The organism is Paenibacillus sp. FSL R5-0490, assembly GCF_001956215.1.
GTDB lineage: Bacteria > Bacillota > Bacilli > Bacillales > Cytobacillaceae > Cytobacillus.
This window is the reverse complement of record NZ_MRTQ01000003.1, coordinates 21,661-46,085: the sequence shown is the minus strand read 5'-3', so window position 1 is coordinate 46,085 and position 24,425 is coordinate 21,661. Positions and strand designations below refer to the sequence as shown.

22 protein-coding genes and 1 other annotated feature are annotated in these 24,425 nt (G+C 39.3%); of the genes, 4 read left to right on the top strand and 18 right to left on the bottom strand.

From position 1 onward, the window contains the following. Position 1: 1 nt before the first annotated feature. On the top strand, positions 2–406 hold the full coding sequence (locus BK139_RS03145; RefSeq protein ID WP_048010947.1) for a globin domain-containing protein: 405 nt from the start codon (positions 2–4) through the stop codon (positions 404–406). Positions 407–408: 2 nt separating this feature from the next. Next, on the top strand, positions 409–1,278 hold the full coding sequence (locus tag BK139_RS03140; protein ID WP_076256979.1) for a ClpXP adapter SpxH family protein: 870 nt from the start codon (positions 409–411) through the stop codon (positions 1,276–1,278). Positions 1,279–1,793: 515 nt separating this feature from the next. Here the strand turns inward: BK139_RS03140 and pepF are convergent. From pepF to BK139_RS03115, 5 genes are all read right to left on the bottom strand, one after another. After that, positions 1,794–3,611 carry an oligoendopeptidase F gene (pepF, locus tag BK139_RS03135; protein WP_076256703.1) on the bottom strand — a complete coding sequence of 606 codons (1,818 nt, stop codon included), beginning with the start codon at positions 3,609–3,611 and terminating at the stop codon, positions 1,794–1,796. A gap of 123 nt (positions 3,612–3,734) precedes the next feature. Beyond that, positions 3,735–4,898 (bottom strand): competence protein CoiA, encoded by a 1,164-nt coding sequence (locus tag BK139_RS03130; RefSeq protein WP_483310641.1) that lies wholly within the window; start codon positions 4,896–4,898, stop codon positions 3,735–3,737. A gap of 186 nt (positions 4,899–5,084) precedes the next feature. Beyond that, the gene (mecA, locus tag BK139_RS03125) at positions 5,085–5,750 is read right to left on the bottom strand and encodes an adaptor protein MecA (protein WP_048010951.1); all 666 of its coding nucleotides are present in this window, start codon (positions 5,748–5,750) and stop codon (positions 5,085–5,087) included. Positions 5,751–6,101: 351 nt separating this feature from the next. After that, positions 6,102–6,497 (bottom strand): transcriptional regulator SpxA, encoded by a 396-nt coding sequence (gene spxA, locus BK139_RS03120; RefSeq protein WP_009331204.1) that lies wholly within the window; start codon positions 6,495–6,497, stop codon positions 6,102–6,104. 472 nt (positions 6,498–6,969) lie between these two features. After that, positions 6,970–7,545 carry a GNAT family N-acetyltransferase gene (locus BK139_RS03115; protein WP_076256700.1) on the bottom strand — a complete coding sequence of 192 codons (576 nt, stop codon included), beginning with the start codon at positions 7,543–7,545 and terminating at the stop codon, positions 6,970–6,972. Between the two features lie 244 nt (positions 7,546–7,789). Here BK139_RS03115 and BK139_RS03110 point away from each other — a divergent pair, with 244 nt between their 5' ends. After that, positions 7,790–7,978 (top strand): hypothetical protein, encoded by a 189-nt coding sequence (locus tag BK139_RS03110; RefSeq protein WP_076256698.1) that lies wholly within the window; start codon positions 7,790–7,792, stop codon positions 7,976–7,978. Positions 7,979–8,091: 113 nt separating this feature from the next. On the opposite strand, the gene BK139_RS03105 is transcribed toward BK139_RS03110, so the two are convergent. From BK139_RS03105 to BK139_RS03080, 6 genes are all read right to left on the bottom strand, one after another. Further along, positions 8,092–9,243: a putative glycoside hydrolase gene (locus BK139_RS03105; protein ID WP_440231030.1), complete on the bottom strand. Its 1,152-nt coding sequence runs from the start codon at positions 9,241–9,243 to the stop codon at positions 8,092–8,094. Positions 9,244–9,667: 424 nt separating this feature from the next. Then, complete coding sequence (locus BK139_RS03100; RefSeq protein WP_076256695.1) at positions 9,668–10,603, bottom strand: ABC transporter ATP-binding protein; 936 nt, start codon at positions 10,601–10,603, stop codon at positions 9,668–9,670. 2 nt (positions 10,604–10,605) lie between these two features. Then, a complete protein-coding gene (locus tag BK139_RS03095; RefSeq protein WP_076256693.1) occupies positions 10,606–11,673 on the bottom strand; it encodes an ABC transporter ATP-binding protein in 1,068 nt (355 codons plus the stop codon). Between the two features lie 11 nt (positions 11,674–11,684). Beyond that, positions 11,685–12,602 carry an ABC transporter permease gene (locus BK139_RS03090; RefSeq protein ID WP_048010957.1) on the bottom strand — a complete coding sequence of 306 codons (918 nt, stop codon included), beginning with the start codon at positions 12,600–12,602 and terminating at the stop codon, positions 11,685–11,687. Further along, positions 12,602–13,537: an ABC transporter permease gene (locus BK139_RS03085; RefSeq protein WP_076256690.1), complete on the bottom strand. Its 936-nt coding sequence runs from the start codon at positions 13,535–13,537 to the stop codon at positions 12,602–12,604. The genes BK139_RS03090 and BK139_RS03085 overlap by 1 nt, the downstream gene beginning before the upstream one ends. A 95-nt stretch (positions 13,538–13,632) precedes the next feature. Continuing rightward, positions 13,633–15,279: a peptide ABC transporter substrate-binding protein gene (locus tag BK139_RS03080; protein WP_076256689.1), complete on the bottom strand. Its 1,647-nt coding sequence runs from the start codon at positions 15,277–15,279 to the stop codon at positions 13,633–13,635. A 613-nt stretch (positions 15,280–15,892) separates the two neighbouring features. Further along, positions 15,893–16,110: a binding site (T-box leader), on the top strand. A gap of 112 nt (positions 16,111–16,222) precedes the next feature. On the opposite strand from BK139_RS03080, the gene trpS reads away from it, so the two are divergent. Then, positions 16,223–17,212 carry a tryptophan--tRNA ligase gene (gene trpS / locus BK139_RS03075; RefSeq protein ID WP_076256687.1) on the top strand — a complete coding sequence of 330 codons (990 nt, stop codon included), beginning with the start codon at positions 16,223–16,225 and terminating at the stop codon, positions 17,210–17,212. A gap of 23 nt (positions 17,213–17,235) precedes the next feature. On the opposite strand, the gene BK139_RS03070 is transcribed toward trpS, so the two are convergent. From BK139_RS03070 to BK139_RS03040, 7 genes are all read right to left on the bottom strand, one after another. Beyond that, complete coding sequence (locus BK139_RS03070; RefSeq protein ID WP_076256685.1) at positions 17,236–17,982, bottom strand: YjbA family protein; 747 nt, start codon at positions 17,980–17,982, stop codon at positions 17,236–17,238. Positions 17,983–18,109: 127 nt separating this feature from the next. Beyond that, positions 18,110–18,325 carry a YuzI family membrane protein gene (locus BK139_RS24575; protein ID WP_076256683.1) on the bottom strand — a complete coding sequence of 72 codons (216 nt, stop codon included), beginning with the start codon at positions 18,323–18,325 and terminating at the stop codon, positions 18,110–18,112. Between the two features lie 157 nt (positions 18,326–18,482). Then, complete coding sequence (gene opp4C, locus BK139_RS03060) at positions 18,483–19,403, bottom strand: oligopeptide ABC transporter permease (RefSeq protein ID WP_076256682.1); 921 nt, start codon at positions 19,401–19,403, stop codon at positions 18,483–18,485. Positions 19,404–19,415: 12 nt separating this feature from the next. Then, positions 19,416–20,381: an oligopeptide ABC transporter permease gene (gene opp4B / locus BK139_RS03055; protein WP_035327217.1), complete on the bottom strand. Its 966-nt coding sequence runs from the start codon at positions 20,379–20,381 to the stop codon at positions 19,416–19,418. A gap of 97 nt (positions 20,382–20,478) precedes the next feature. Then, entirely contained in the window at positions 20,479–22,209 is a 1,731-nt protein-coding gene (gene opp4A, locus BK139_RS03050; protein ID WP_076256680.1) for an oligopeptide ABC transporter substrate-binding protein, read from the bottom strand. A gap of 35 nt (positions 22,210–22,244) precedes the next feature. Further along, on the bottom strand, positions 22,245–23,261 hold the full coding sequence (locus tag BK139_RS03045) for an ABC transporter ATP-binding protein (RefSeq protein WP_076256679.1): 1,017 nt from the start codon (positions 23,259–23,261) through the stop codon (positions 22,245–22,247). Continuing rightward, positions 23,261–24,286, bottom strand: coding sequence for an ABC transporter ATP-binding protein (locus BK139_RS03040; protein WP_076256677.1), 1,026 nt, complete (start codon positions 24,284–24,286; stop codon positions 23,261–23,263). The genes BK139_RS03045 and BK139_RS03040 overlap by 1 nt, the downstream gene beginning before the upstream one ends. Between the last annotated feature and the right edge of the window lie 139 nt (positions 24,287–24,425).

The following is a 24,425-nucleotide window of genomic DNA, read 5'->3' as shown; positions in this document are numbered from 1 at the left end:
TATGGCCGAGAAAATGCACACTCCCTTCGACGCTATTGGTGAGGAAAAGCTTCACCAGCTAATTGACGCTTTTTACCTGCGCGTAGGACAACACCCTGATCTCGTTCCTATTTTTCCAGATGACCTGACAGAGACAGCCAGAAAACAAAAACAATTTATGACTCAGTATTTAGGGGGACCTCCTTTATATACTTCAGAACATGGACATCCTATGCTTCGCGCGCGGCACATGCCATTTCCTATAACAGAAACCCGGGCAAGGGCCTGGCTTTCATGCATGAATGAAGCGATGGACCATATTGGGCTGGATGGACAATTGAGGGAAGACTTTTTCTCCAGACTTGTGCTCACTGCTCAGCATATGATCAATACACCCGAGGCCGGAGTGAAAGGTGATAGCCCGTGAATATGCCAGAATCCAATGAAATCAAGTTCACGTCACCACATTGCTATGGCAGTGAAAAAAAGCCCATTGAAGTCTATATGTTTGTTGACCCGCTTTGCCCTGAATGCTGGGCTCTGGAGCCAACCTTAAAAAAGCTTCTGATTGAATATGGCCGCTATTTCTCCATAAAGCATGTATTAAGCGGCAGGCTGGCAACTTTAAATATGGGGAAAAGACAAAACTACGAAAACATTGCTGATTTGTGGGAAAAGACAGCAAGCCGTTCTGGAATGTCATGTGATGGAAACCTCTGGTTCGAGAATCCAATTTCTTCCCCGCATCTGGCTTCAGTTGCAATTAAGGCGGCTGAATTACAGGGGAGAAAAGCTGGCATCAGATTTTTACGCAAACTCCAGGAAGTTTTATTTCTTGAAAAGCAGAATGTGTCAAATTTTGAGGTCCTAAAGGATTGTGCTAAGGAAGTCGGTCTTGATGTAGTAGAATTTGTTTCTGATATTCATTCAGATAGTGCAGCCAAAGCTTTTCAATGCGATTTAAAAATAACTTCTGAAATGGATGTTCAAGAAATACCAACTCTTGTTTTTTTCAATGAAAACATAGAAGATGAAGGCATCAAAGTAACCGGGTATTATCCTTATGAAATTTATGAACAGATTTTAGAAGAAATGCTGCCTGCTAAACCTGAGCGTGCTCCTCTTCCGCCCCTGGAATATTTCTTAAAATATTTTAAGCTGGTGGCCAGTAAGGAGATCTCCGTAGTATACGATATGACAGACAACGAAGTGAACAAGGAAATGAAAAAGCTTCAGCTAAAGCAAATCGCTGAATATGTACCTGCAAAATACGGTAATTTCTGGAGATATTCCGGGTAATCTCAAAGCTGTGCAAACTGCACAGCTTTATTTTTTCATGAAAAAACCATGCAGTCTAATGCACGGCTCTTTCACAGTATATTTTTTACGAACAAAGGGGATGGGAGAAATTTTTCACGTCCAAACAAAAGGGGTAAATGTTTGCATGTGATCAACTTCACATCTGTACTATATCATGACGAAAATGAACAAGGCAATTAGTTTGTGCTCTTTTTCACAATATTGTCAAAATCAAGTTATGACATTCTGGACAACCGCATAAAATAGTTGTAAATATGTCCAAGGAGGAGACTGCAATATGAAAAAGCTGCCTGTATTTCTGATGCTGATGCTCATTTTAGTCTCCTTTATTTTGAATATTTTTGGCCTTATGAAACTTATCCCCCTTTTCATTACATCACCTATTCTATTTATTTCACTCCTGATCTTATTATTATACTTGAATGACCGAAGGAGATTTAAGGGTTTTTAACATCAAAAGAGGTGCCGGGCAATACAGCCTGGCACCTTTACTGTTAAGAAAGCAAGTTTTCCATTTCATTTAGCTTTTCTTCAAATACTTTGCAGGCATCCTCAATCGGCTTGCTGCTCGTCATATCTACACCGGCTTTCTTTAGCACTTCAATTGGGTAGTCCGAGCTGCCGGATTTCAGGAACTCAATATATCTGTCAACTGCAGGCTGGCCTTCCTTGAGAATTTGCTTGCTTAATGCCGTAGCCGCACTAAAGCCTGTTGCATATTGATAAACATAATAATTATAGTAGAAATGCGGGATTCTGGACCATTCCAGGCCGATTTCCTCATCAATTACGATATCTTCATCCCCAAAATACTTCTTATTAAGTTCATAATATTCTTTAGTCAATGAATCAGCAGTCAAGGCTTCATTGTTTTGCGCCTTTTGATGAATAAGATGTTCAAATTCTGCAAACATGGTCTGGCGGAAAACAGTGCCTCTAAAGCCTTCAAGATAGTGATTCAGCAGATACAGCCGCTTCTTATCATCATCAATTGTTTTTAGCAGATAATCGTTTAAGAGGGCTTCATTACAAGTAGAGGCAACCTCTGCAACAAAAATTGAGTAGTTTCCATAAGGGTATGGCTGAGATTTTCTTGTGTAATAGCTGTGTACCGAATGGCCAAATTCATGAGCCAGAGTAAATAAGTTGTTCACATTATCCTGCCAGTTCATTAGTATATAAGGGTTGGTGCCATATGTTCCCGAAGAATAAGCGCCGCTCCTTTTGCCCTTATTCTCATGAACATCAACCCATCTATTTTCAAATCCCTCTTTTAAAATATTTATATAGTCGTTACCAAGCGGCTTTAATCCTTTTAAAATCAGTTCTTTTGCTTCATTATAAGGTATCTCCATTTTTACTTCCTTCACTAAAGGAGTGTAGAGATCGTACATATGAAGCTCCTTAACCCCAAGAACCTTCTTGCGGAGTTTGACATAGCGATGCAGCAAATGCAGGTTATCGTTAATGGTATTGACCAGATTTTCATAAACACTTTCAGGAATATTGTCCGCAGAAAGGGCAGCATGGCGCGCGGAGTCATAATTCCGGATCTTTGCGTTGAAATTATCTTTTTTTACGTTTCCGCTTAGAGTGCTGGCAAATGTATTGCGAAACTTCCCATAAGTCTCATATACAGCTTTGAAAGCATCATGCCGGACACGCTGCTCGTCACTTTCAAGAAAACGGATAAATCGTCCGTGAGTAATTTCGACTTCTTCCCCATTTTCATCTTTAATGGACGGAAACTCCAAATCCGCATTATTCAGCATTCCAAATGTATTACTGGAAGCCCCAAGCACCTCGGAAGCCTGAGCAAGCAGGGATTCCTGCTCAGCAGATAATACATGAGGCCTTTGAAGATTAATTTCCTCCAGTGAATGTTTATATAATTGCAGCTCGGTTTTTTCCTTCAAAAAGCCTGCAATCTTCTCTTCATTTTCAGCAAGCAGCTCAGGAACAATATAGGCAAGTGCACTAGCAGCTTCAGAATACAAATTTTTAATTTTGTCATCCATTCCCTGATAAAATGAATTTGTTGTATCCTGGTCATAACGCATATGGGCATATGTATAAAGCTTCCCAAGGCGCGAAAGTAAATGATCCTGGAACTGAAGCGCTGCATATAATGTTTCAGCACTTTCTCCGAGCCTGTCCTGATACTTGCCTGCATCCGGAATCAGCTGCTGTACTTCATTGTATTCCTTGTTCCACTCATCATCAGAAGGGAAAATATCCTCCAAACGCCACGTATCTTCAGGTGAAATCTCATTCCTTGCCGGCAGTTTCTTTACAGTCGTTTCATTAGCCATACATTCATCCTCCATTCAAAAGTCCCATTACACTATCTTCTCCTTGAAGAATAAAATTCCTGCTTTTTCAAAGAGCAAAAGTGGAAGTCTTTGATTATTTTATGTTAAATAAGACTTTTTCATTTATTTGCCTTGCAAAATCCTTTGAGTGATGCCTCTATAAAAATCGTCCTCTATTTGGATTATACGGGAGTAATGCTCAGGCTCACCGCTTAATGCAGTTTTTTTGTATAAACCTTTTTCTGCATGTTTAACAATGTTTAAGTTAATAAGGACATCAAGATATTCTTTTATCGCATGGATTTCGGAGCCGGTTTGAACAAGCGGGATTGACCTGATTTTTATATCGTTATTCTTTACCCTGCTGCGAAAGGCTGCAATCATCTGCGGAAGTGAGAAGGGCCTCGCTTTGCCGACTATATCCATAAACAAATAACTCTGCCACTGTATAGGTGAGGTTTCTATATATGGAGAATGACGTACAGGAAGGCCAATTTCAGGCGGGAGTAACGCAGGAGCAATTGAGCGGGAGTATAAATCCTGAAGAAAGTTATTTCTAATAGCACCGCTATTTTGTGAAAGAGAATTCTTTATTTTCCGAACTTCTCTTTTCCATTCATCCAGATTTATATCATTTTTAAAATATGGAGTAAATAATATAGCTGGATCTGCTTGGGAAATTGGTTTTACATCATAATGCGCGCAGGCATTTCTGACTGTAAGGGGCTGGATATGGTGGATATTGATAAAAGACTTTGTAGTGGGGCAAAAAGAAGGGATTACCCAATGGCCAGAAGCTGCTTGCCGAAGAAATAGGTATTGGAAACCAGATAAAGAAATCTTTGCTTTGCCCATACGCTTAATACTTTTCCCTGCCAGTATCCAAATTGGAACGATACCTGTCTTAAGGTAGGCTTCTGTCCGCTTTATAAATAACTCCTCCGAAATGTTTGAGCATTGATATTCAAGAGCATAATGTACACCTTCATAATGGACATCAATATCCGGCCGCTGTGATATTTCCGGATAAAATGGTTCCAGAATTGGATTTAAACCTTTTTTCTTTAGCCATTGAAACAATAACACCTTTCCGGACATATGGTATTCTGTTTCCCTTTCATACCTTTCCGGACATTCAGAACCCTTTCTGTGGCTGAAATGCGGGATTCTTTTCTTTCCGATTTTCATTATTACTTTCTCTTTGCATTCCGGGCAGTAAAAGTTGTGATGTTCCCTGTACTGCTGTAAAGCCGGGATGCTGTGTGAACCTATAAGGCATATTCGCACTCCATTTTCTGTTGAGGCAACTAACAAATGACCAACTCCTTTCCTCCTTAATGTTCTATTTTTAATGGCTAAATTCCTTTTTATCTGATGTATTCTCTTACAAGATTTTTCTATGCTAACCGATTACTTCTATAGGCAGTTCACGTACAAAAAAGCCGATTTCATAGAGAAATCGGCTTTTCTTTACTATTTAAAATGTTTTCTCAGATTTTCAAACACATCATTTTCTATAATCAATTTACCATATTCCATTACACGGTGAATAGTTGTACTTGTTTCATGCCCGTATTCAAGAAGAATACTCAGCATGTTATCTATGTCATCCTCTTCAAAAAGCTCTTCAGGGAATTCTGCGAATAAATAGTATTTCCCTTCAAAGGAATATAGCCTCGTAGTAATGGAATCAAGAATTGACCGCTTTGATAATGAAATAATGTCTTCAAAATCTTTAAATGTTAGTAGAAACTCAAGATCTCCTTCATATCCGTTATCATTGTCATCATCGGATTTACGGAAATGATGATCAAGCATTTCCTCTATATGTTCATCCACAGGCAAATCTTTCACTTTTTCATCCGGGACAGGAAGCTCAAACTTTTGACCATCCTTTGATAGCTGAGCTTTTGTTACAAGAACCTCCAAACCCTTATCCAACGCTTGAACCTGGATCCATAAAGGGCCTTCAACAAGAAATTCTTCCTCCTGATGGACTTCGTCCATCATTTCCCAAAAGAGTTCCTCACTCCGCTCACGATTGTACCAAATCTCTTCACGGTCAAAGCCTCTTTCTTCTATATCAAGATAAGAAATATAAAATTTAACGGTATGATCATTAATACGTTCGATTTCCATGCAGCAACTCTCCCTTCTGGCTATGATTGAAGGGACTAAATACCCCCAGCAGTCATGTGTTATCCATTTACCCGTAAATCAATTGGTTAATCCCCGATTAAATTGAAGGTAAAGTGTATTTTGTACCTTGTACTTTTATTTTATGACAAATTGAGCATAAAGGGAATTAAAAAGTCATATGTTTAAAAAAACCGTTAAATGCCTATAATGTCCCAGTTGGTCATCTTATCTCATTGGCTTAACTAAATATTCTCTTATTATATCCATTTTCCTTTTTCTTTTTCACATAAAAGACAAAAAGACCTTCTTCTGTTAAACAGAAAGAAGGCCTCTCAATTTTAAGTATATTTGTTAATTAACCATACGCTGTGCTTCACGCAACTGGTAAGTACGGACTTTTCTTGGAAGGAAACGTCTTATTTCGTCCTCATTATATCCAACCTGCAAACGTTTTTCATCAAGAATGATTGGACGTCGAAGCAGTCCAGGGTTTTCCTTGATTAGCTCAAATAAATCTTGGAGAGGCATTGATTCAAGGTTTACATCAAGCTTTTGAAATGTCTTTGAGCGAGTTGAAATAATTTCATCTGTTCCATCTTCAGTCATTCGAAGAATTTCTTTAATTTCATCAATCGATAGCGGTTCTGAAAAGATATTTCGTTCTTTATAGGCAATTTCATGCTCTTCCAACCATGATTTAGCTTTCCTGCAGGATGTACAACTTGGTGAAGTGTATAATGTGACCATTTTACAAATTCACACTCCTTAAATTTAGACATATATGAAACTATCAGAGATTATTTGTTTAATCAAATATTTCTAGAGTATTCTAGATTAAAATAACTTTAATCAAGGAATTTATATTATTAATTATACACTAAACTATATCTCTTTGGTATAACTTTTTATAAATATGATAAAAGTATTAAACATTCATTAAACAAACGGATTAAGAATTAGAATCTACTTAATAAGACGAATGAACAAGCAAAAAGTTTCATTTTTTTATATGTTTTTTGTTATAATTCCTTCCATAAAGTTTCTTAAGCCTAAACCTAAGGAAATTTTATGTATGAATTTTTTTAGTTCATTACTAAATTATTCTTTATATACCCCTGTTAATTTTTAATAAACCAAAATGCTTATAAATATTTTCTCAATTAATTAATGAAAATGAAAACACAGCCATTTACAAAAATGGCTGTGTTTTTCCAACTCCTTATAAATCCTCTAAGACATCCGTTCCATTTTTATCTTCTTCATAAGTCAGAACCTCATCTACTGGCTGATATGACTTTCCATAAAAATGCGAATCCTTATAAGTGTGAATCATTTCATAGGTTTTCTTCATGGCTTCATAAATCATTTCTTCACTTTCGTTCGCAGGGGACCAATATAGAATTTCCATTGTATTGATTTCATTGGTCGCAAGAGACCGGCGGCTGTAGCCGATTGATTGGGCGTGCTCAAAACCTTCTCTTTTATAGAACTTGAGCCGCTTTTCAGTATCCGTGTCTTCATAGTCAACCGGCTCCACTTCCAATATGATCGGTTTGCCTTTGGCTTTAAGCGTTTGAAGCAGTTTATGACCAAGCCCCTGTCCTCTGGATTCCTTCGAAACAAACAGATAATCAATAAAAACAAAGTTATCCAGCTCAACATACATAAGCACATGATGTGGACCTTCATCTTTATGATAGATGTCTGACCGTTCCTTTAATAAGGTTTCCATATGTTCTCTTGATTTCATTTCTTCAATCGGGAAATATTGATTCAGTTTTTCATACCAATGCATGGATCTTCTCCTTTTTTGCCCGCAAACAACGTATTGTTTTTAGGGCATGAATATTTATTCCAGCATGATAAGCTCCCAGCTTTCCTTTCCACTTACTTACTTAGGCTTATATTATTTCCAATCAGATTAAGTATTTGTGGAATTTCCCCTTTTAATACTGGAAAATTTCGAATAAAATATGATTAGGGATGTTTATACACTAACTAATCACAGGAAACTGTGAAAAGAAAGATGGAGGTTTATCATGGTTGGTTACATAACTGATTTAACGATTGTTGCATTGCTTATAATTGGATTTACTGCCTTGTTAGGTGTACTAACTAATGGTATTGGAGAAAAGATTTTTGGCGGTAAAAATAAATCCGAATTCGTGGATCAATCCGCTAGAGTGCAGACTGGATGGAAAAGCGTAGGCGGACAAAAAAAGCAGTAGCCTATGCCTCTATACTATGATACCGTATACAAAATTCGTGTCAAATAATATGTAACTTAATTAATTGATAAACAAAGCAAAAAGAGACCGAAATAATCGGCCTCTTTTTGCTTTTAAGGTGTATAATCCACATTTTGTGTATATGAATTACCTGCATTCCATAAAAGGAATTCATCAATTCCCTGTTCTTTCAGTGCCTTTATTTGCGCTTCAACTTCCGCCCTTCCATACTTCTTATAGTTTCCGGCTCCTAAATAAGAGGCTGTAAAGTCCTGAAGCCATGGTCTGGATACAGGAGGACTATCCAACTCTTCCAACTTTCGATTCTCAAGTTTAGCATACTCAGAAACCAGCTTATAAGGTTCCAGGTCCGGCTTGGCTATACCGAAGTAAGATGTCCAGTGGCTTGGATAAATCATAGAAGAAATTACATCCACATGTTCTGAGATCTTAGAGAAATTTTGGCCAATTCCCGGTGCCTCAGGAAGGGTCGCCGTGTAGCCAAAGATATCGACCGAGACCTTTACCCCATATGGCTCGAGCTGCTTCCTGGCATACTCGACAAAGTCAGTAACTGCACTTACACGCTTTTGTACATTTTCAATTTTAAGATTTTCGTATTCACCCATACTATATTTCAAGGAGCTATCTCGGTGTTCAAACCCCTCAGGAAATCGGACATAATCAAATTGAATCTCCTGAAATCCCATTTTTGCAGCTTCGATTGCAATTCCAATATTGTAATCCCAAACTTCTTTTAAAAATGGATTTACAAATGATTCACCTCTGCCATTCTTCCATACTGTATTTCCTTCTTTATACGACCATTCAGGCTTTTTATTCGCCAGAATAGAATCCTTAAAAACCACAACCCGTGCAATCGGATAAATTTGCTTTTCTTCCATGGTTTTCAAGATATTTTTGGGATCCTTTATGTAAGGCTTGCCGATATCAGTATATGGTGATTTATCTTCTGGAATATACGTTAGGTTGCCCCAATCATCCTTAATGTCAATAACCATCGCATTTAAATCGGTATCATCCATCAATTTTACTAATTTATTAAACTTTTCACCCCCTGCTGAATGACCGGTAACATATATACCCCTAACAGCATCGGGATATTGAAAGTGATAGCCGGAATCAAATTGAAAACGGCTTACTTTTTCAGGAAGGGTTTTCACAAGCGAAACATGTTCCCTTTTAGGATTTAGTCCTGATTCCTGATTTTCCTGTTCTTTTGCCTCACCTGGATCGGCTGACATGAATAAAGCTGATACTAACATTAAGGCAGCAGCTACGTTTAATGCCTTGTTCACATGTTTTGCCCCCTTATCTGAGTATTCTCTTTGTTACCCTAATTATAAAATTATTTCAAAGAATTAAGAACTATCTTTATACTAAATTATCTTAATAAGTATTCTTTAAACCAATTTTAATAAAAAACTATCAAAATCCTGTTTAAATAAACAAATTGGCGGAAAAATATAAATAATTGAAAATTCTCATAGTAATATTCCGGAAAATGATGTATTATATAGAAAGTACACATTAGCGAATAAAAGTGTTAAAGAGAATTTCCATACTCTGCATATTTGACTGGACCATTTACATCTTGGTAATTCCTTTATAGCGAACATTTACTTTTCCAGGATGTAAAAAAACGATCTCAGTCGAGATCGTTTTTTATTATTTTGCATATTTAGCTTTTAATTCGTTGTACTCTTTTTCAGAGCAATAAACAAAATGACCAGGTGTTATTTCGCGCATTTCCAGCTTTTCATTATCAGCGTAATTGTGAACTGCCGGATCATATGATTTTCTTCTGCGGGAACGTTCCGTTTCAGGATCTGGAAGCGGAATAGCTGACAGCAGTGATTGAGTATAAGGGTGCATAGGGTTATTATATAAATCTTCAGCTGGTGCAAGTTCAACCAGTTTACCGAAGTACATAACACCGATTCGGTCACTGATGTATTTAACCATAGATAAATCATGTGCGATAAACAGATATGTCAATCCTTTTTCACGCTGCAGTTTTTTCATAAGGTTTACTACCTGAGCCTGAATGGAAACATCCAATGCTGAAATTGGCTCATCCGCAATAATGAAATCAGGGTCAACCGCAAGGGCGCGGGCAATTCCGATACGCTGTCTCTGTCCTCCAGAGAATTCATGAGGGTAACGGTTAGCATGTTCTTTGTTCAGACCGACAGTGTCCAAAAGTTCGTAAACCCTCTCCATACGTTCCTTTTTGCTTTTTACCAAGCCGTGAATATCGATTCCTTCAGCAATAATATCGGCAACCGTCATACGCGGGTTTAAGGAAGCATAAGGATCCTGGAAGATCATTTGCATCTTACGGTTAAACTTTTTCAGTTCTTTCGCAGATTTTTTGCCGTGAACGTCTTCACCTTCAAAAAGAACCTGCCCATCTGTTGCATCATATAATCTGATAATAGTTCGTCCAGTAGTTGATTTACCGCAGCCAGACTCACCAACAAGTCCAAGGGTCTCTCCCTTATAAATATCAAAAGTAATCCCATCAACTGCTTTTACCATATTCGGACGGCCTACATTAAAATGCTGTTTTAAGTTTTTAATTTCGAGCAATTTTTCTGCCATTATTATTTTCCCTCCTTCACTAATACAGGCTTTTCAAAAGTGGAGGATAATTGGCGCATTCGTTTTTTTACTGCTGCGGGCGGCTCAACCTTTGGAGCATCCGGGTGAAGAAGCCAAGTTTTTGCAAAATGTGTTTCTGAGATTTGGAACATCGGCGGCTCTTCTTCAAAATCAATTGCAAGTGCATATTGATTTCTTGCTGCAAACGCGTCTCCTTTTGGAGGGTTCGTCAGATCCGGGGGCGTCCCTGGAATAGCAGCTAGTTCAGCTTTCTCATCATTTTCCAAGCTTGGCATGGATGCAAGCAATCCCCATGTATAAGGGTGACGCGGGTCATAGAATATTTCATCTACAGTACCCATTTCAACAATCTGGCCAGCATACATTACAGCTACCCGGTCCGCGACATTTGCTACAACACCGAGGTCATGCGTAATAAAGATTATGGATGTATCCATTTTATTTTGCAGATCTTTCATAAGCTCCAGAATCTGAGCCTGAATCGTAACATCAAGTGCAGTTGTCGGCTCGTCAGCGATAAGAAGTTTGGGATTGGCTGCAAGGGCAATCGCAATCATCGCACGCTGTCTCATACCGCCGGAGAATTCATGAGGATATTGATTTACCCTTTTCTCAGGCATCGGAATACCAACAAGTCTCAGTAATTCAGTGGCTCTGTTTTTGGCATCAGTCTTAGACATATTCTGATGTTTAACCAGCACTTCCATTATCTGTGTTCCAACTCTCATCGTTGGATTCAATGATGTCATTGGATCCTGGAAAATCATACTGATTTCTTTGCCGCGGATCTTTTCCATTTGTTTTTCTGTTTTGGGTACGATGTCTTCACCGCTTAGCAGGATTTGCCCGCCTGAAATTCGGCCTGGCGGCATAGGTATTAGCTTCATAATTGACTGGGAAGTAACACTTTTGCCTGACCCTGATTCACCAACAATCGCAAGCGTCTCTCCCTTATGAAGGTCAAAGCTGACTCCACGGACTGCTTTTACTGTACCTCCATATGTTTGGAATGAGACTTCTAAATTTTTTACTTCGAGTAATTTTTCCATGTTCTCACTCCTTATTTACGCATTCTTGGATCTAGAGCATCACGCAAGCCGTCGCCAACCACGTTAAATGCAAAGATCGTTAAACAGATAAACACAGCTGGGAAGAATAAGCGCCATGGGTAGTAACGCATAGCCGCCAGTCCATCATTGGCCATTGTTCCCCAACTCGCAATCGGCGGTGTTAATCCAAGACCAATAAAGCTTAGGAATGCTTCTGTAAAAATAGCAGAAGGGACAGTTAGCGTCATTGTGACTAGAATAGGCCCCATTGAATTTGGTATTAAGTGTTTGCCCATAATCCTGCTTGTATTGGCACCAAGTGTTTTGGCAGCCAGGACATATTCCTGATTTTTAAGAGATAACACCTGTCCGCGGACGATACGCGACATATTGATCCATCCAGTTATGGACATGGCTATAATCATAGTCGACAATCCCTGTCCAAGTACAACCATTAACAAGATTACTAATAATAAATAAGGTACACCATATAAAATATCGGCAAAGCGCATCATTCCTTCATCTGTGCGTCCGCCTTTATAACCGGCAATACCGCCCCAAAGCACACCAATAATCAAATCAATTACAGCTGCTGCAACTCCAATGAAGATGGAAATTCGTGCACCTTCCCAAGTACGGGCAAACATGTCACGACCAAGATCATCCGTTCCAAACCAATGTTCAGAAGAAGGAGACTGGTTTTTGTTGCTTAGATCATTTGATGCATAATCATATGGAGTCATATATGGTCCAAAGATTGCCATGAAGATCAGCAGTCCTAATAATACTAATCCAAACAGGGCAAGCTTGTTTTTTCGAAATCTAATAAATACATCCTTCCAGAAAGAAAGACTTGGTTTTGAAATTTTCTCAGCTTCACCAAGCTGTGTTCCGACTAACTTAAATTTATCTTTCGAAATCTGCATAATTACTCTCCTTTCTTCCCGCCTGCAAGTTTGATGCGTGGGTCGATGATTCCGTATGCAATGTCAACAAGGAGAATAGATACAAGCAACAGAATACTGTAGAAAACGGTTACACCCATAATGACCGTATAGTCTCGGTTGTTGATACTAGTTACAAAGTGCGCACCAAGTCCAGGAATACCGAAGATTCTTTCAATAACGAAACTTCCTGTTAAAATACCCGCTGTCAGTGGCCCCATATAAGTTACTACTGGTAAAAGGGCATTACGAATCGTGTGTTTTACTGTAATTACTCCCCTGCTTAAACCTTTTGATTTAGCAGTCTTAATATAATCATTCGCCAGAACTTCAAGCATGCTCGAACGAGTTAACCTCGCAATAAATGCCATTGGTGTTGAAGCCAATGCCACGGCTGGCAGAACGCTGTGCATAAAAGATTCCCACCGTGCTACAGGGAAAATACCCATTTTTATTGCCAGGAAATATTGCAGGAACGATGCCATGATAAAGGAAGGTACAGAGATACCTAATACAGCTACAATCATTGCTGTGTAATCCGGCCATCTATTGTGCTTTAATGCCGCAATAATTCCTAAAAGAACTCCTACTGCAACGGCGATAAAAATGGCTTCCATTCCAAGAAGAAATGAAACAGGGAAACCTTCATTAATCAAGTCGTTAACAGTTTGACTTTTGTATTTAAATGACGGGCCGAAATCCCAATTCACGATGCGAACAAGATACTCCCAATATTGTGCATACCAAGGCTTGTCCAGGCCAAAATGAGCATTCAGGTTAGCTTCAATTTCGGGAGGAAGTTTTTTCTCAGATGCAAAAGGGTTTCCGGGTGCAATGCGCATGAAGAAAAAAGTTGCCGTAACGATCATCCATAAGGACAGAAGCATGTACAGCAAGCGTTTTCCAATATATTTCGCCATTGTCAAACACCTCCAATTTATTACTATGCCTTATTCAGAAACGAAGGTATATGGGACAATTAATCCCATATACCTTTCGTCTTAATCTCTATTTTTTATTCAAAGTGTGCCCACTTGTACTGAACATCACCAAGACCGGATACAACAACATCTTTTAAGTTTTCAGCCTGTACCCAGTTATTAGTGTAGAAGTAAATTGGTGCTACTGGCATATCTTCCATGAAGATTGCTTCAGCATCTTTTAATAGCTGCTGGCGAGCTTCAGGGTCTGTTTCAGTTGAAGACTTAGCAAGCAGATCCTGGAACTCTTTGCTTTCCCATCCAGTATTGTTATTTCCGCCATCAGCGTCACGATACATTTCAAGGAAGTTCATTGCGTCGTTAAAGTCACCTAGCCAGCCCATACGTGCCACTTGGTAATCCATTTGATTTACTTTATCAAGGAATACATTCCACTCAGCATTATCTAGTGTTACTTCAACACCAAGATTTTGCTTCCACATATCCTGAATTGCCTGAGCAATCTTTTGGTGTGCTTCGGAAGTGTTGTAAGATAGCGTTACAGCTGGAAGCTCAGACGCATCTTTATATCCAAGTTCTTCTAAACCTTTTTGTAAATATTCTTTTGCTTTTTCTACATCATTGTCAGGGAAATAACCTTTTTCATTCTCTTCGAACATTGATGGAGGAACAATCGCCATAGCTGGCAGCTGTTCACCCTGAAGAATGTTGTCAATGATTTCCTGACGGTTTAGAGCGTGTGCAAATGCCTTACGAATATTAACATTGTTGAAAGGCTCAACAGTTGTGTTGAACTTGTAGTTATAAATACCAGCGATTGGCTGTGTTGTTAAACGGCCTTCATCTTTAAGTGCCTGCATTGCATCAGTTGGAAGTGCACCAGTAGGAGCTCCAGCCCAATCTAGTTCGCCATTGTCAAACATTGATAATTCAGTATTTGGATCATTGATCATAATCATTTCAATGCTGTCCAGCTTAACTGTTTCAGCATCCCAATAAGTTTCGCTCTTTTCAAGAACGATCTTATCGCTGTGAGACCATTCTGTTAAATGGAAAGGTCCGTTAGTTGTATAGTTTTCACCAGCATCAGTTGCCCACTCTGGATTAGCTTCAGCAACTTTGCTGTTAACCGGCAGATAAGTATAGAAAGCTGTCAATTCCAAGAAATATGGAGTTGGGTTTACAAGTTTAACTTCAAGGGTTTTGTCATCTACTGCTTTAACGCCTACAGCATCTAGTGAACCTTTGCCAGTATTAGCTGCTTCAGCACCTTCGATGTAGTAAAGCTGGTATGCATATGTTGAGTTGTTAGCTGGATCAAGCGCCCATTTCCAAGCATATACAAAGTCATTAGCAGTTACAGGGTCACCATTAGACCACTTTGCATCACGGATTTTGAAAGTGTAAGTCTTTTGGTCATCAGAAACCTTTACATCTTCAGCCATTGCATTTTCTGGCTTGCCGTCTTTACCAATACGAGTCAATCCTTCAAGGATTTGGCGAAGAACAGTACCAGACGTAGCATCCTCAGCTAACCCTGGATTTAAAGATGGTGGTTCAGTGTTGATGTTTACTCTTAATTCCTGCGGTACATCAGACTTTCCGCCGTCGTCTCCGCCTTTTTCGCCGCCGTCAGCATTGTCTCCGCCGCCGCTGCATGCAGCAAGGAACATGCTTAGCACAAGCAGCATGCTAAAAAAGATCGATAATCTTTTGTTCACGGTATTAACCCCCTATTAATTTCCTCAAACAATCTCTTTACCATCTGTCTTTCATAAAAAACACAACTGTGCGCCCCGGATATATTACTTAAATAGTCTGTTAATTCAATTTAAAAAATTTGCAGACTATTTAAAAGGCAACAAAAAAAGCAAGTTTATATTCTCTTAAAGATAGATTATCCTTATATTCTGATAATTCAGATTAAAATGGGTAATCTATAATATGTAAGCTATAAACTTACTCAATATGCACCATATTCTCGCAATCTGGAGTGATATAGTTTTGTTTTAAATGTAACAAATTCGTAAAGATTATGTTTGTTACGTTTATTATAAATAGTTTAAAAACTTATTGCAAGTGGCTTTTTGTACATGCAATTCCTTGAAGTACGACATTTTTCGTCAAAAAGTCTTATAAATTAAGATTTTTGAGATAATAAAAAAATTTTTCTTTTTAAGATATTTTGCTATTTTACCAGGATTATTCAACCATATATTGGTAAAACGTCTCCTTAAACTACAGGCATGAACGCCCTTTAATTTCTTATTCTGAGCTTGATTTTTGTATCCGAATAGTTTACCGTATAATATAATACGATAAAATTAAATTATCTTGTCGGCAATGAAAAAAGAGTAGTACATTTACTCAGGGTTAGCAGAGAGTCTGTGGATGGTGCAAACAGGCAGCCCGGTAAATCGAATGGACTTTTGAGCCTCTGATTGTTCAGGCGCTTCCCTGCGTTATCGGGGACCTATGCGTTTTTCTGCATAGGGCAGAGTGACTCAGTTTTTGAGTAATTAGGGTGGCAACGCGGACCATTCGTCCCTATTTTATAGGGATGAATGGTTCTTTTTTATGCCATTTTTTATGATTACATGTCAAAAACTTCACTTCAACGCCTGACAATTCATGATCTTTTAAGCCGATTAAAGGAGGAAAAACATGAAAACTATATTTTCCGGCATCCAGCCCAGCGGTACAATTACTCTTGGCAATTACATTGGTGCCATGAAACAATTTGTTGAACTGCAGAATGACTACAACTGCTATTTTTGCATTGTTGATCAGCATGCCATAACTGTTCCCCAGGACAGACTGGAATTGAGGAAAAACATCAAAAGCCTTGCTGCCCTATATTTGGCTGTTGGAATTGACCCTGAGAAATCCACCCTGTTCATCCAATCGGAAGTCCCAGCCCATGCACAGGCAGGCTGGATGATGCAATGTGTTTCTTACATCGGTGAGCTCGAGCGCATGACTCAGTTCAAAGACAAATCCGAAGGTAAAGATGCCGTATCTGCAGGACTGCTGACCTATCCGCCTTTGATGGCTGCAGATATCCTTCTATACAATACTGACCTGGTTCCGGTTGGAGAGGATCAAAAACAGCACTTGGAATTAACCCGCGATCTTGCTGAGAGATTCAATAAGAAGTACAACGACATCTTCACTGTTCCAGAAGTAAGAATCGCCAAAGAAGGCGCAAGGGTAATGTCACTTCAGGATCCATTAAAGAAAATGAGCAAATCTGATCCCAATAAAAAGTCATTTATTTCATTATTAGATGACCCTAAGCAAATTGAAAAGAAAATAAAAAGTGCCGTAACAGATTCTGAAGGCATTGTTAAGTATGATAAGGAAAACAAACCAGGCGTATCCAATCTCCTTTCCATTTACTCAATACTTTCAGGTAAAACTGTTGCAGAAATCGAAGGAGAATATGAAGGCAAAGGATACGGTGAATTTAAAGCCGGCCTTTCTGAAATTGTTATTGGAACACTTAAACCTATTCAGGATAAATATTATGCATTAATGGAATCAGAAGAACTTGATCTTGTACTCGATCAAGGAGCAGAAAAAGCGAATAAAGTCGCAAACAAAATGATTAAAAAAATGGAAAGCGCCATGGGACTTGGCAGAAAGAGAAAATAAAAAAACAGCCTTGGGCTGTTTTTTTAATTTACTTTTGGACCATGTTCCATTTCCCACAACTTCTCAAAAAACGGCTGTCCTTTTATTAAATTTTCACAAAACTTTTCATGTTTACTTGACCAGCCGTATTTACTTTCATCAAATAATTCATACCAGGCCTCTTCGAAATTCATTGATTGTATTTTCGTATAGCGTTCAGGGCTCCACTCCGTATACCAATAACGGATTTCAGCATCATTTTTGGAGGAATGAAGCTGATCCAGCGCCATAAACAGAAGCTGTTTAAGCTGTCTTTCTTTTCTTGTCAGGCCAGCCATCAAATCCGGAGAAGGAGAAAGAATATGGAATTCCTTCAATGCGGTTTGATCATTAAAAGAGTAATTAGCCGTTTCCTGATTTTCCAGCATTTCATATGCCAGCTGCTCCTGCCTTGGTATTAACCTGCTTTTTCTGATTGGAATATTGTAGCCGATTGTATCTACAGCCATTATGCCTGTCCCATCTGATACAACAAAGCAATACTCCAATTGGATGCGTTCATGATTTTTCCTTAAGTAAGCTTTTTGATAAATATCATCTAGCAGTTGTTGTGGCAGCTCAGAAAGATCATTTTCAATATAATTAAAAAGAACCGGGTCAATCTTCAGCAGCGGAACCTGGTCAAGCAGTTCTACGCCATCATCTTTTCTCCATTCATGAAAATGGCATACATTGTATCCATTTTCTTCTCCTTCAAACCAATTCACCCAAACATCATGAAGATACAACATTTTTCAACCCCCACTTCAACAAACTATTTGTCACTCAGTATGGGCAGCAGGCAGTAAATTTATTCCTATATTGAACTCACAATCCATTTTTTGTAATTAGCAGGCTTTATATTTGATGAGATGTCTATTAATCATCCTCATTTGAATAGGGAAGATATATGCTCAGTGTAATTATAATTATTCCGATCGGAAGCAAATAGCATTCCGGGCGATAGGTGATAAAATGCAAATATTCTTTGAAGGTTTGTCCAGTTGTAAGCAAATTCAAATACCCTATGACACTGACCCCTCCCGAAACAGAGACTCCAAACCCCGTTAAAAGCCAAAATGCCCTAAATAACATGTTCTTTACTATATTTGTGAGTCATAAAAGGTTTTATTGGTGCCATAAACTCACTCCCACTATCTTTTTTACATGTATATGAAGGCATTTGTTTAGATATGTACAAGCTATAGGCCACAAGACAGCAAAAAACGCCTTATTACAGGCGTTTTTTTTGCTATCTGTTGGATTTAGGGTTGAAGGCATCTTTCAAACCTTCCCCTATGAAGTTGATTGATAGGATTGTAAATGTCAGAATCGCAGCAGGCGGAATCCAAATCCACCATTTACTTGTTAAAACATCAGGACTTCTTGCTTCCTGAAGCATGTTCCCCCAGGTTGGAATGTTGATTGGTACACCAAATCCGAGGAAGCTTAGGCCTGTCTCAGCTACAATCATCGCTGCAAGAGTAATGGTTGCCTGAACAATAATGGTCGACATGACGTTCGGCAGCAAGTGTTTAAAAATGGTTTTTGGTGCAGAGCATCCAATGGATACAGCACTCATAATATACTCATTTTCCTTCTCAGCCATGACCTTGCTTCGCACCAGACGTGCCGTTCCTGTCCAGCTTAGTACACTTATTACAAATATTAGGGTTCCTGTACTTGATTCGATAAAAATGGATTTCAATACGATAACAAACAGCAGGAATGGAAAGTTCATCATAAAGTCTGTAAATCTCATCAGGGCATTATCAACCCAGCCGCCAAAGTATCCGGCAGTAGCACCAACTAGAGTACCAATGGTAATAACCGAGAGCGTGATAGAGAATGCAAGCAAGAGTGATGTCTTGCCGCCGTGAAGAGTTCTGGCAAAAACGTCTCTGCCAGACTTGTCTGTGCCGAAGTAGTGATCAGCAGATGGTTCTTTGCTCATCTGTGTTAAATTAATCTTAGCTGTCTCCTCAACCGGCATAGTTAGCGGCTCAGCTAATATGGACATTACACAGACAAGCAGCAGGAAAACAAGACTAATCATTGCTGCTTTATTGCGCAAAAACTTGCGGCGGGCGAGAGCCCATGGTGATTGACTCTTCGGAGGTTTAACAGGCTCTGCTAAACCGGGCGAAGTTTGCTGTGAAATTGATGGTTCCATACTCTCACCTACCTAACTTAAACGAATACGCGGATCTACTAAACCATATAGTAAATCTGCAACTAAATTTCCAATTAGCGTTAAAATTGTAAGCATCATGGCAATAGCCATCATGACTGAATAATCACGTGAATTAACTGATTCTACGAATAAATAACCGATGCCAGGGTATGTGAAAATGGTTTCTGTGATAATTGCCCCTCCAAATAGATTGGCAATATCAAATCCAAGTAAAGTAACAATAGGTATGATTGAGTTTCTTAGAATGTGCTTATTATAAATCGCAGATTCTTTCGTACCTTTAGCTCTTGCTGTACGAACATAATCCTTGCGAGAGCTTTCGATCATATCATTTCTCAAGAACTGTGTATAAGCGGCTGTAGCCATGGCTCCAAGCACAATAGCCGGCAAGACTGTATGTTTTGCTTTACTTAAGTAATATTCCAGTGTCCCTGCTTCTACCCCGCTGCCGATACTTCCACTGGCTGGAACCCATCCAAGATTGATGGCAAAAACATAAATGGCAACCAAAGCTGCAACAAAGCTTGGAATTGCAAGTGCTAGATAGTTAAACGCTGATATTAAATAATCTCCAATGCTATAGGCAAATCGCCCAGAGTATCTTCCCATTAAAAAGGCTAATAAATAAGTGATTAAAAGAGCTGATATTCCTAAAATAATCGTGTTCGGCAAACGGTCACCAATTAATTCCATAACCGGGCGCTTATGAACAAATGAATCTCCAAAATCTCCTTGGACCACACCACTCATCCAGCGGACATACTGCACAGGAATAGGATCGTTCAATCCCATCTGCTCACGCATTTCTTCAATATACTCCGGATCTGAGTTTAATGGGTCAATTTTTCCAGATAGTGCGTCACCAGGCATGAGCTTTGCCAGGGTGAAAACCACTACCGAGATAAGGAAAATTATGGGAATCATACCTATAAGTCGTCGAATTGTGTACTGTAGCATTTCCATTCCCCTTACCAAACAAAAATTTATTCGCTGGTTAAACTTGTATTCCTTGGAGGAGCAATTCCCCCAAGGAATACAGGTTCCTATTATTCTGTTACTCTACAATGTGCCACTTGTGGAACTCATCTGTTCCAAATGGAGTTACTTTAACTCCGCCAACACGCTTGTTGATCGCCCATGGATCTACACGCTGTTCGAAGAAGATGATTGGCAATTCTTCGTTTACTAGCTTTTGCCATTCATTATAGACTTCCTGACGGTGTTCAGTAACATCTTTACTTGCATCTTCAGGGAACGTAATACCCTTCTTAATTAGCTCATCAGACTTTTCATTGTACCATCTCCACATGTTCCACTTATCCGTAGATAACCAGATTCCAGCTGGATCCGGATCATTAGCAAGTCCCCATGCACCCATGAATGTCTCAACAGACGGATCATCTGCTTCGATAGTGTCATAGAAAAGGTTGAAATCTTTTAATGAACCGCCATTAAGCTTTGCGTTTAAGCCAACTTCCTGCCAGGATTGCAGGATGAATTGAGCACGTGCTTCTGAAGTTTCAGCGCCTGCCATAGCATCAAAGTTAATTGTAAATGGCTTGCCTTCTGGATCTTCACGGAAGCCGTCGCCGTCTTTATCAACATAGCCTGCTTCGTCAAGTAATTTCTTTGCTTTTTCAGGATCATACTCATATGGATTGATTTCTGAATCATCAATCTTAGCCCATGATACTGAAGGGAAAGGAGTGTTTAATGGTTTTCCTAAGCCGTTTGCAAAACCATCGATAAATGCCTGACGGTCAATGGCATGTGCCATTGCATGGCGAAGGGATTTGTTCTGGAACTTCTTGTTATCAGATACTACTACACCTTTTTTAGTGTCATAGTGACCCCAGTCAAAAGCAATATAGCTGTAAGACATAGCATCTGCTTCTACCGGATTTACATTATCTAGAGCTTTAATAGCTTCCCACTGATCTTTTGGAGCTTCAATAACATCGATTTCTCCGTTTTGCACTAAACCTTGCGCAAGAGAACCATCAATAATTTTGTAAACTACGCCATCCAATTTGGCTGGTCCCTGCCAGTAATCATCAAAACGCTCAAATTCGATCATTTCGCCAGGTACGATGTTTTTCACTTTAAAAGGACCTACACCGATTGGAGCTTTACGGATTTGATCGGCATCCGGAAGCTCTTTAGAAGAAATATCTCCGTAGTAGTGCTTTGGTTCAGGATAGATCCAAATGTTTTCCAACAAGTTAACAGAAGGCTCAGTTACTGTTACCTCAATTGTATAATCGTCTACTACCTTGATACCTTCAATTTTGTCAGCTTTTCCATCTTTATATTCTTGAGCACCTTTGATCATTGCTACGTTAGCAAAACGAGCACCTTCATACGTTGGATCTGCAATTAAATACCATGCATATTCCATATCTTCCGCTGTTAATTCTTCACCATCATGCCATTTAACACCTTGCTTAAGCTTGAAGGTTAATTTAGTTTTGTCTTCAGATAACTCATAGTCTGCCAAGTTCGGTTCAGAAATAAGCTCATCATTTACTTTAAGCAATCCTTCATGCATAAATTGAAGGGCATTTGCATCATCTTCACCTTCATAATAAGCAAAAGATAAAACGCCTTTAAATGGCTGTGTGTAACCGAATGTTACTTTGCCGCCTTCTTTTACTTCTCCAGATGCTTTCCCATCATCTTTTGGTTCCTTTTCAGTGTTGGCTTTCTCTCCGCCGCCAGAACATGCTGCAAGGAATACAGACATGACAAGCAGAAGCGAAAGCAGCCAAAATGCTGATTTCTTCATTGTTTTCCCCCCGAAAAATATTTTTTGACAAAGCCTTATTTATATAAGTGACAAGCGACTCTATGCCCAGGCTTCACCTCCTTTAATTGCGGTTTTACACTATGGCATTCCGGCATTGCATGTGCGCAGCGCGGATGGAATGTACATCCTTTTGGAGGATCAATCGGGCTTGGTACATCACCCTCTAATATGATTCTTTCTTTTTTCTTGCGCGGATCGGGTTCAGGAATCGCAGAGATCAGTGCCTGAGTATATGGATGCAGAGGCTCTGCATAGAGGCTGTCCTTTTCAGCAACTTCTACAAGGCCTCCCAGATACATAACCCCTATCCGGTCACTCATATGTTTAACAACACTCAAATCATGGGCAATAAATAAGAAAGTAAGATCAAATTCATCCTGCAGCTCTTTTAATAGATTCAATACCTGTGATTGGACCGAAACGTCCAGGGCTGAGACAGGCTCATCCGCAATAATCAGCTTAGGCCTTAAAGCCAGGGCTCTTGCGATTCCGATACGCTGTCTTTGCCCGCCGGAAAACTCATGCGGGTATTTATAGTAAGCATCCTCAGGCAGCCCAACTTTCGCAAGAAGATCCATTACTTCCGGCTTCAGTTCCTTTTCGGATTTGCTGTTATAGTTCCTGATTGGCTCTGACACAAGATGCCCAACCATCATCGTGGGATTTAATGATGCATAAGGATCCTGGAAAACCATCTGGAAGTCCTGGCGGATTTTCCTCAGGCTGGTTCCTCTTACATTTGTAATATCCTGTCCGTCAAAGATGATTTGCCCCTCTGTCGGTTCCAGAAGTCTGAGTATCGTTCTGCCTGCTGTTGATTTTCCGCAGCCTGATTCTCCCACCAGCCCCAGCGTCTCCCCTTTCTTAATTTCAAAGGAAATATCGTCGACAGCCTTAACGACCGCCACAGTCTTTCTAAGGATTCCGCCTTTTATCGGGTAGTATGTTTTTAGGTTTTTAACCTCTAATAGCACTTCATTGCTGCTTTTATCCTTTTTTAGAACAGCTGTATTATTATGCTCTGTACTCATTATGCGTTCACCTCGTGTTTCGGCTGGCTTGTCTCGTAAAGCAGGCAGGCAACCTCATGTCCTTCTTCATTTTCTGCCAATTGAGGTGTAACTGTCAGACATTCCGGCATTGCCTTAGGGCAGCGTGCCGCAAATTTGCAGCCTGTTTTAGGCATATTTTTTAATGAAGGCACAATTCCTTTTATTGTGCTTAGCTTTTCCACTTCTTCATCCATTTTCGGAATGGCTCCCATCAGTAGCTGAGTGTATGGATGCTTGGGATTGTGAAATAAAGAATCTACATCTGTCCGCTCTGCTATTTTCCCTGCATACATAACAATTACTTCATCGCACATCTCAGCCACTACACCAAGATCATGAGTAATCAGAATGACGGACATATCATTGACTTCCTGGATTTCTTTTAAAAGCTCAAGAATTTGGGCTTGTACAGTAACATCCAGGGCAGTAGTCGGCTCATCAGCGATCAGCAGCTTCGGCTGGCAGGCAATGGCTATGGCAATCATGACCCTTTGCCTCATACCTCCTGAAAGCTGATGCGGATATTCATCTACAATTTTTTCAGGTCTTGAAATTCCTACACTTTTTAGAAGTGCAATACTTTTAAGCCGTGCTTCTTTTTTGGAGATCTTCATATGATTGAATAATACTTCCTGCAGCTGGAACCCTATCGAGAAAACAGGATTTAATGAAGTCATAGGTTCCTGGAATATCATCGCGATATCTTTTCCCCTGATCTTATTAATCTCTGAATCTGTCATGTTCTCCAAATGAACACCGTCAAAGAGAATCTCACCGTTTCGGATTTTGCCAATGCCCTTAGGCAGGAGTTTCATAACAGAGAGGCTCATTACAGATTTTCCGCACCCGGACTCTCCCACTATTCCAACTATTTGTCGGGGTTTTACTCGGAAAGAAACATTATCAACTGCGTTATAATATGTACCATCTATGGAAAAAGCCGTTTCTAGATTCTTCACCTCTAGTAATGGTGCGTCTTTATGCTGACGGGGATTTGCGCTCATAGGACACCTCTTACATTTTTAATTATTCTGTCAATTCATTCTATTTGTCTAAAATATTATTACAAACTTATTACAATTGCAAGATTTTTTTAAAATTTATTAAAATTCATTTTTCTACATTAAAAAAAAAGCCCGCATT